Origin of the sequence: Flavobacterium sp. UBA6135, assembly GCF_002428305.1 — a bacterium.
Lineage (GTDB): Bacteria > Bacteroidota > Bacteroidia > Flavobacteriales > Flavobacteriaceae > Flavobacterium.
In genome coordinates this window covers 45,916-54,942 of the sequence record NZ_DIVJ01000047.1, presented here as the reverse complement: position 1 = coordinate 54,942, position 9,027 = coordinate 45,916, and the positions used below count along the sequence as shown (strand labels likewise).

The 9,027-nt window shown below is 33.2% G+C and carries 6 protein-coding genes; 2 read left to right on the top strand and 4 right to left on the bottom strand.

Going from position 1 to position 9,027, the window contains the following annotated elements:
• Positions 1-89: 89 nt before the first annotated feature.
• Complete coding sequence (gene pheT / locus B3L86_RS11555) at positions 90-2,510, top strand: phenylalanine--tRNA ligase subunit beta (RefSeq protein WP_291119227.1); 2,421 nt, start codon at positions 90-92, stop codon at positions 2,508-2,510.
• Positions 2,511-2,772: 262 nt separating this feature from the next.
• Here pheT and rpsA read toward each other — a convergent pair whose 3' ends face one another.
• Positions 2,773-4,551, bottom strand: a complete 1,779-nt coding sequence (rpsA, locus tag B3L86_RS11550; protein ID WP_291119224.1) for a 30S ribosomal protein S1 — start codon at positions 4,549-4,551, stop codon at positions 2,773-2,775.
• Positions 4,552-4,910: 359 nt separating this feature from the next.
• On the opposite strand from rpsA, the gene B3L86_RS11545 reads away from it, so the two are divergent.
• Positions 4,911-5,792 carry a L,D-transpeptidase gene (locus tag B3L86_RS11545; protein ID WP_291119222.1) on the top strand — a complete coding sequence of 294 codons (882 nt, stop codon included), beginning with the start codon at positions 4,911-4,913 and terminating at the stop codon, positions 5,790-5,792.
• 2 nt (positions 5,793-5,794) lie between these two features.
• Here B3L86_RS11545 and B3L86_RS11540 read toward each other — a convergent pair whose 3' ends face one another.
• The 3 genes from B3L86_RS11540 to hisIE all read right to left on the bottom strand — a co-directional run bounded on the left by B3L86_RS11540 (position 5,795) and on the right by hisIE (position 9,022).
• Positions 5,795-6,373, bottom strand: a complete 579-nt coding sequence (locus tag B3L86_RS11540) for a porin family protein (RefSeq protein WP_291119219.1) — start codon at positions 6,371-6,373, stop codon at positions 5,795-5,797.
• A gap of 111 nt (positions 6,374-6,484) precedes the next feature.
• Complete coding sequence (locus B3L86_RS11535; protein WP_291119217.1) at positions 6,485-8,362, bottom strand: alpha-amylase family protein; 1,878 nt, start codon at positions 8,360-8,362, stop codon at positions 6,485-6,487.
• Between the two features lie 63 nt (positions 8,363-8,425).
• A complete protein-coding gene (gene hisIE, locus B3L86_RS11530) occupies positions 8,426-9,022 on the bottom strand; it encodes a bifunctional phosphoribosyl-AMP cyclohydrolase/phosphoribosyl-ATP diphosphatase HisIE (protein ID WP_291119214.1) in 597 nt (198 codons plus the stop codon).
• Positions 9,023-9,027: the final 5 nt, after the last annotated feature.

Genomic DNA, 9,027 nt, shown 5'->3' with positions numbered 1-9,027 from the left:
TAGTATTGAGACGGCTTCTTTTTTTATGCCTTAGCTTTCGTTAACCAAAAGGCATTTCCTATATTTGCATCCTATAAATATAGATCCCTATGCGTATTTCCTATAATTGGTTAAAACAATTTATAAAAACTGAGTGGACATCTGAAGAAACAGCAACTTTATTAACCGATTTAGGTCTTGAAGTGGAAGGAATTGAAAAATTCCAATCCGTTAAAGGAGCACTTGAAGGTGTTGTAGTTGGTGAGGTGCTAACTTGTGAAAAACATCCTGATGCAGATCGGTTAAAAGTTACTATGGTTAACATAGGTGAAAGCACTCCTATTCAAATTGTTTGTGGTGCCAGTAATGTAGCTGCAGGACAAAAAGTACCCGTTGCAACAATTGGTACAAAACTTTATGATAAAGAAGGTGTTGAATTACTCATCAAAAAAGGAAAAATTAGAGGTCAGGAAAGCAACGGAATGATTTGTGCCGAAGACGAATTGGGATTAAGCGATAATCATGATGGTATTATGGTTTTGGAAGATAGCTTAGTTCCCGGAACGCCATTAGCAAAAATTCTGGAAATAGAAAATGACGAAATTTTTGAAATCGGATTAACACCCAATCGTGCTGATGCCATGTCGCATTTAGGTGTTGCTAGGGATTTACGAGCTGGAATGACTTTAAAAAATGTACACCCCGAACTCATCACTCCTTCTGTGACCAATTTTAGAGTGGACAAACGCACCTTAAAAATCGATGTTGAAGTAAAAGATACCAAATTGGCTCCACGATATTGCGGCGTTACCATTTCCGGAATTACTGTAAAACCATCGCCAAGTTGGCTACAAAATAGATTGAAAGCAATTGGAATCACACCAAAAAATAATATTGTTGACGTAACCAATTATGTGCTTCATGAATTAGGTCAACCTTTACATGCTTTTGATGCTTCAAAAATAAATGGTAAAATTGTAGTAAAAACAGTTGAATCAGGAACAAAATTCATCACTTTGGATGATATTGAACGTACTTTACATGAAGATGATTTAATGATTTGTGATGAAAAAGGACCGTTATGCATAGCCGGTGTTTTTGGTGGAAAAAATTCAGGAGTAAATGAAAACACATCTAGTATCTTTTTAGAAAGTGCTTATTTCAATCCGATTTCAATTAGAAAAACGGCAAAACGTCACGGTTTGAGTACAGACGCTTCATTTCGTTTTGAAAGAGGAATTGATCCAACAATTACAGAATATGCTTTAAAAAGAGCTACAATTTTAATTAAAGAATTAGCCGGAGGTGAAATAACTTCTGACATCATTGATATTTATCCCAAAAAAATTGAAGATTTTTCAGTTGTTTTGAATTATAACAATGTCAATAAAATTATTGGTCAGGAAATTCCAAAAGAAACCATTAAAAAGATTTTAGTTTCACTTGAAATTAAAGTAAATAGTGTTTCTGATGCCGGCTTAGGATTAACTATTCCTTCTTATCGCGTTGATGTTCAAAGGGAAATTGATGTTATTGAAGAAATCCTACGTATTTATGGCTATAACAACATTAATTTCAGTAAAAAATTAAACGCAACCGTTTTTAACTCTAGTAGAACCGAAGATTATAAAATTCAAAATAGTATTGCCACGCAATTGAACTCCTTTGGATTTCATGAAATGATGGCCAATTCATTAACTAAACCCGATTATGTTAAGCTTTCTGAAAACTTAAGAGAAGAATTTAATGTTTTGATGCTAAATCCATTAAGTTTGGATTTATCAGCAATGCGACAATCGCTTTTATTTTCAGGACTTGAGGCTGTTTCTTATAATATCAATAGAAGAAATTCCGATATAAAACTTTTTGAGTTTGGAAAGAGCTATCATAAAATGCCATCAGGTTATGAAGAAAACAAGCATTTATCGCTTTTTGTAACCGGAAATGACAAACTTGAAAGTTGGACATATTCTCAAAAACCTTCTGATTTCTTTCTATTTAAAGGATTGGTTGAAACAATCGTAAATCGATTAGGTATTCAAAAATTGGAAACAAAACCCGTAATCTCTGACGTTTTTGGCGAAGGAATTGCCTACTATTTCGGTAAAGATTTAATAGTAGAATTGGGAACCGTTAAAAAGCCCATTTTGAAATATTTTGATATAAAGCAAGACGTTTTTTATGCTGATTTTAATTGGAATTTTATTTTAAAATTGATTTCTAATAAAATTAAATTTCAAGAATTACCCAAATATCCTGAAGTTAGAAGGGATTTAGCACTTTTATTAGATGAAAATACCATGTTTGAAAGCATCTATAAAATTGCACGACAAACTGAAAAAACGTTAGTCAAAGAAATAAGTCTTTTTGATGTTTATCAAGGTAAAAATCTTCAAGAAGGAAAAAAATCATATGCTTTAAGTTTTATACTTCAAGATCAAGGAAAAACGTTAACCGACGAGCAAATTGATAAAATCATGACCAAACTACAATCTAATTTTGAAAAGGAATTAGGTGCTACTTTAAGATAAATTGAACACATACACAAATGAGAAAACCACGCCAATAAGCGTGGTTTTTTTTAAACAAACAAAATAACAACTAACATGAAATCATTAAATATAATCGGCATAATCTTATTTACGATTAAAAATGATTCATAGTTTTATTTCGTTTATTATTTTGAAAATCAATTTTGTAAAGAATAAAATCAACACGTTTTCATTTAATAAAAATGAATAAAAAAATCCCCTCAAAGATTTGAGGGGATTAGTATAATAGAGAAACAAAAGATTATTTCTTTTCTCCTTTTTCCATCTTAGCTTTTAAATCAGCTAAAATTTGGTTATTTTCTCCAAGAGTTTGAACAGGAGCATTTGTGTTATTATTAGCAGCAACAGATTCTGAAGCAGCTTTTACATTTTTCTCTTCTTCTTCTCTGAAAATAGCCGTGTGAGAAGCTACAACTCTTTTAAATTCTTTATTGAATTCAATTACTTTGAAGTCAGCTGTATCACCTTTTTTCAATTTTTTACCATCTTCTTTTTCTAAATGACGTGTTGGAATAAACGCAACTACATCATCACCAAAATCAACAGTAGCTCCTTTGTCAACAATCTCAGCAATAACACCGTTATGAACAGTTCCTACTGCATATGCATCTTCATGTTTGTCCCATGGATTTGCTGTAGTTTGTTTGTGACCCAAAGATAATTTACGTCCGTCAACATCCAATTCTAAAACAACAACCTCTAAGTTTTCGCCAACATTAACGAATTCAGATGGATGTTTGATTTTCTTAGTCCAAGATAAATCAGAAATATAAATTAAACCATCGATACCCTCTTCTAATTCTACGAAAATACCAAAGTTTGTAAAGTTTCTAACGATACCTGTGTGTTTTGAACCAACAGGATATTTAGCTGTAATATCAGTCCAAGGATCTTGAGTCATTTGTTTGATACCTAAAGACATTTTTCTTTCGTCTCTGTCTAAAGTTAACACAACTGCTTCAACCTCGTCTCCAATTTTCATGAAATCTTGAGCCGAACGTAAATGCGTTGACCAAGACATTTCAGAAACGTGAATCAAACCTTCAACACCTTCAGCAACTTCAATGAAAGCACCGTAATCAGCGATAACTACTACTTTACCTTTCACTTTGTCACCAACTTTCAAGTCTGCATTTAAGGCATCCCAAGGGTGAGCGTTTAATTGTTTTAAACCTAATTGGATTCTTGTTTTCTCATCATCAAAATCAAGAATTACAACGTTTAATTTTTGGTCTAATTCAAGAACTTCGCTTGGATGATTGATTCTTGACCAAGAAAGGTCAGTAATGTGGATTAATCCATCAACACCACCTAAATCAATAAACACACCATAAGAAGTAATGTTTTTAACAACACCTTCTAATACTTGTCCTTTTTCTAATTGACCAATGATTTCTTTTTTCTGAACTTCGATATCAGCTTCGATAAGAGCTTTGTGAGAAACAACCACGTTTTTGAATTCATGATTAATTTTTACCACTTTAAACTCCATCATTTTGTTTACATATTGATCGTAATCACGGATTGGTTTCACATCAATTTGTGATCCCGGTAAGAAAGCTTCGATTCCGAAAACATCTACAATCATACCACCTTTAGTTCTGCATTTAACAAAACCGTTTACAATCTCTCCTGTGTCATGAGCCGAAATAACACGATCCCATGCTTTGATAGTTCTTGCTTTTCTGTGAGATAATACCAATTGACCTGTTCTGTCTTCACGAACGTCAATTAATACTTCTACTTTGTCACCCACTTTTAAGTTTGGGTTGTAACGGAATTCGTTAAGAGAAATAACTCCTTCAGATTTCGCGTTGATGTCAACGATAGCGTCTCTGTCAGTAATACGAACAACTGTTCCCATAACTACTTCTTCGCTGTCAGTTGAAATGAAGGTCTTAGCAACTAACTCTTCAAATTCTCTTAGGTTTTTTTCATCTACTACATCAATTCCTTCTTGGAAGTTATGCCAGTTAAAGTTTGCTAAAAACGCTTCTTGTTCTTTTAAAATTTCAGACATGCTGATAAAAAATTTGTATTCTGTATTTTCTTGAGTTTCTGAAAGCGATAGAAAACAGCAGAAGTTGTTTACATAAATTGTTTATACCCAATGGAAACTCTTCTTCGCCAAAAGGTGTGCAAAATTACGAAGCTTTTTTGTAATTACAAAACTATTTTTGAGGGAATTACAACAAAAATGGGTTGTCTTTTAAATCTGTTTAAAATAAAATGAATTTTTTAAAATAGAAATAGAAAATTTCCAATGAGATTTTCATGATAAAAGTTAAAGTATGTTTAAAAGAAAGGTGATAAAAATAATTTCAAATTCAAATTAACTACATTTATAATTATTCAAAATTCCCCAAAAAATTAAAACCTATGAATAGTTTAAAACATACAGTATTCCTTATAATCATTTCACTTTTTATCTCTTGTCAAAACGAAAAAGCAGTCAAAAAAGAACACCCTGTTCCTGAGAGAAAGTATACTAAATCTCAAGAATTTACGTATTCCATTTGGTCTTTAAAAAACGATTCCATTCGTAAAATTTTTAAATCTAAATTTTCAGGAAGTGAAATAACAACCATTGTCTCTTTAAACCGAATTGATAAATCAAGATTGTCAAAAGCCGACAGTTTAATTGTACCCAATAAATTTGACGATGATTTTTTGGCCTATTCCCCTTTTCCATATACCATAAAAAATCTATTTGATGTGCCGAAAATTGCTATTTTCTCCTATCCCATTCAAGCCTATGGTTTGTATGAATATGGGGAATTAGTAAAATGGGGACCCACGAGCTTAGGCACAAAAGCAAATAAAACCCCAACAGGATTGTTTTTTACCAATTGGAAAGGTGAAGAAGTGCAAAGCACCGTGGATGATGAATGGATTTTGCGTTGGAATTTCAACATCGAAAATCATGATGGTGTGGGTTGGCATCAATACGAATTGCCGGGTTATCCTGCTTCACACTCTTGTTTGCGATTATTGGAAAACGATGCCAAATGGATGTATGATTGGGCGGAAGAATGGATTTTGAAAGATGCCAACACAGTTTCGGCAAAAGGAACTCCGGTTATTGTTTTTGGCGACTATGATTTTGAAGGAAAATCGCCTTGGTTGAATTTAATTGATAAACCAAAAGCGAATGATATTTCGGAAAAAGAATTGGAAAATTTAGTTGAAAAACACCTTGCTGAAATTATAAAAGAGCAAGAAAACAGAGAAAAAGTGTTAAACGAAAAAACAATCAAATAAAACTACTTTTTAAAGAAATATCCAACAGATAAATTGATGGTAGAATTTTTATAATCACTTCCATCAACTAGTTTGGAGAGTCCATACGTATATCGAGTTTGAATGACTAAACCACTGTAAAATTGAAAACTAAAACCCGCTGAAGCTCCTAAATCCAATGACTTAATTTTATCCAAATCTTCAAAATTACCTATAGTATTGGTTGATTTTGAAAGTAAAAAACCAATTTCGGGGCCCAATTCAAAGGTAACATTATTGCTCAAATAGGTTTTTCCCATAAGCGGAATGCTCAAATAATTCAATTTAACTTCTGGATTAGAATCTGAAAAAGGTATTTCGAAAATTCCTCCTTTTTGATTAAACACTACTTCAACTTGAGCTGCAAAATTTCGATTAAAATTTATCACTCCAATAGCTCCAACTTGTAGTCCAAAAACGTCGGTGTTCAAAAAGTCATTGGTAGTAAATCCACTTAAGTTTCCTCCCGCCTTTAAACCAACGTAGAAATCTTTTTGAGCAAAACCGGTAGTTGCTACTAACAAAAAAAATAGAATTGAAAATTGGGTGATGGTATTTTTCATAGTTTTCTTTTGATGATGATTTTTTCAAAGATACAATCCTATCTTTTCTTAAGAATATTTAAACTAAAAATAAACCTGACAGGTTTCAAAAACCGGTCAGGTGTTTTAAATTTAAATTTTAAAAATAAAACTTTCGTTTGGAGTAATCTTCAAAACAAACTTCCCTACTCCTTTTACAACTTGCATTTTGGTTGTAGTTTTCCCGTATAATTGATCTTTTAAGGAATAACTACCATCTTTAAGATTCATTTTTTTTATTAGATCAGATGGCACAATAACCATGCATTCTACTGGAGTATTTTGATTGAAATTCGCGATAATAATTAGTCGTTCGTCATCACTCCATCTGGCATACGAGTACAATCCAAAATCGTAACCTAAACCTGCTTCGAGGTTTGCATCGTGAATTTGCTCGAATTCACCCATTAAAGCACTGCTTTTTAAAGTAAAATTCAACAAGCGTTTGTAAAAATCACGCAATTCTTTTTCTTCCGGATTTAATTGTCCACCATCAAATTTTCCGTCATTCATCCAACGTTGATGATGCGGAACGCCCACATAATCAAAAATTGAGGTTCGTGAATTTTTTCCAAAACCGGCATCAAGAGCACCCGGTTCTCCTACTTCTTGACCAAAATAAATCATCGTTGGCGACGAACTGATTGTTGCCGAAACGACCATTAATGGTTTTCCTTTTTTCGGGTCTCCTGCAAACTGCGGACTCGCCAAACGTTGTTCGTCGTGGTTATCCAAAAAGTGTAACATGTGGTGTTCGATGTCTTTCAAATCTTCTCGAATACCTGAGATATTTTTAGGTAAACCGCGACCTTGCACGATGTTTTTTAACGTGTCATACATTTGCACTTTATCATACAAATAATCCATTTTTCCGAAGTTGATATAGTTTCTATATTCAGCCGGATTATACACTTCTGCCAACAAAAACGCATTTGGATTTTTTATTTTGATGGATGAATTCATATAACTCCAAAATTCTACCGGAACCATTTCGGCCATATCATATCGGAAACCATCCACACCTTTATCTATCCAATAATGGGTGATGTCTTTAAACTTTTTCCAAGAATCCGGCACGTCTTTTTCTTTCCAAAAATCGGCGTGTGCTTTGTAATCTTTTTTATCAAAACCTTCTGGTAATGATGGAAAATCTTTGCTTCCATCCGGTTTTACGCCATAATTAATTTTGACAGTTTCATACCAATCATTAATGTCCGGTTTAGCTAAACGAGAGCCATTTCCGGTCCATTTTGCTGGGATTTCTTCAAATTTCCCATCAGCTAATAGATGTTTTTCTCCACCTAAAGGTTTGTAATTGGCATCGGTTGGAACTTCAAATTTTGAATTTGGAATGTAATAGAAATTATTATTTCGTTTGTATTCAACCGATTTATCATCATCCGAACCAAAATCTTTCACACCTTTCGGATTCGTTTTTCCTTCATATTTTCTGGCGATGTGATTGGGAACAATATCGATTACGACTTTCAAACCGTTTTTATGTGTTCGTTCAATCAACGCTTCAAATTCTTCCAATCGTTTTGCGGGATCAACAGCCAAATCAGGGTTTACATTATAATAATCTTTTACAGCATATGGCGAACCGGCACGACCTTTCACAACATCCGGATCATCGTTAGAAATGTCATATCTTTTGTAATCATTTATTAATGCGTGATGCGGAACACCAGTGTACCAAATGTGCGTCACGCCCAAATCCTTTATTTCCTGAAGAGCTTTATCAGTAAAATCATTGAACTTTCCAACGCCATTTTCTTCGATTGTTCCCCACGGTTTATTAGTAGTATTTGTGTTTCCAAATAATCGTGTAAAAACTTGATATACAACAATTTTATGTTCTGAATTGGATTCAGTTACCGTTTCTGTTTGGGCCTTCATATTTTTTTGTTCGCAGGATAAAGTTGAGAATAAGACGATGGTGCTAAGAGCAACTGCTGATTTTTTGAGCATAGAATTTACTTTTTAAAGGTCTAAATATACAAAAAATAGTGAATAGCGATTAGTAATTAGTGATTAGCCTCTTTCTTTCAAAATTTCCACAACATCATTCAATTCAAAACCTTTTGCGTTCAATAAAATTAAATAATGAAACAGCAAATCGGCACTTTCATTCAAAAATAAATCATCGTTAGAATCTTTGGCTTCAATGACCATTTCGATTGCTTCCTCGCCTACTTTCTGGGCAATTTTATTGATTCCTTTCGCAAATAAAGATGCAACATAACTTGTTTCAGTTTCGCCATTTTCTTTACGAAGTTGGATCGTATTTTCTAAATCTGATAAAAAACCAAACTTTGTTTTATTTGGTTGTTGCCAACAAGTATCGGCTCCCGTATGGCAAACCGAACCGATTGGGTTGACTTGAATTAAAAGTGTATCGTTATCACAATCAGCTTCCATTGAAACGAGATTGAGAAAGTTTCCGCTTTCTTCTCCTTTTGTCCATAACCGATTTTTTGTTCGACTGAAGAACGTGACTTTTTGCGAAGAAATGGTTTGTTGATAGGCTTCTTCGTTCATATAACCCAACATTAAAACGGTTTTAGTTGTTTCATCTTGAATGATGACTGGGATTAATCCGTCGCTATTTTTTGTAAAATCAAGTTTCATAAGTA

What these genes read in the sequence shown, in the direction of transcription:
- pheT (WP_291119227.1), top strand. Translation starts at nt 90, where the DNA reads ATGCGTATTTCCTATAATTGGTTAAAACAATTTATAAAAACTGAGTGG.
- rpsA (WP_291119224.1), bottom strand. Translation starts at nt 4,551, where the DNA reads ATGTCTGAAATTTTAAAAGAACAAGAAGCGTTTTTAGCAAACTTTAAC.
- B3L86_RS11545 (WP_291119222.1), top strand. Translation starts at nt 4,911, where the DNA reads ATGAATAGTTTAAAACATACAGTATTCCTTATAATCATTTCACTTTTT.
- B3L86_RS11540 (WP_291119219.1), bottom strand. Translation starts at nt 6,373, where the DNA reads ATGAAAAATACCATCACCCAATTTTCAATTCTATTTTTTTTGTTAGTA.
- B3L86_RS11535 (WP_291119217.1), bottom strand. Translation starts at nt 8,362, where the DNA reads ATGCTCAAAAAATCAGCAGTTGCTCTTAGCACCATCGTCTTATTCTCA.
- hisIE (WP_291119214.1), bottom strand. Translation starts at nt 9,022, where the DNA reads ATGAAACTTGATTTTACAAAAAATAGCGACGGATTAATCCCAGTCATC.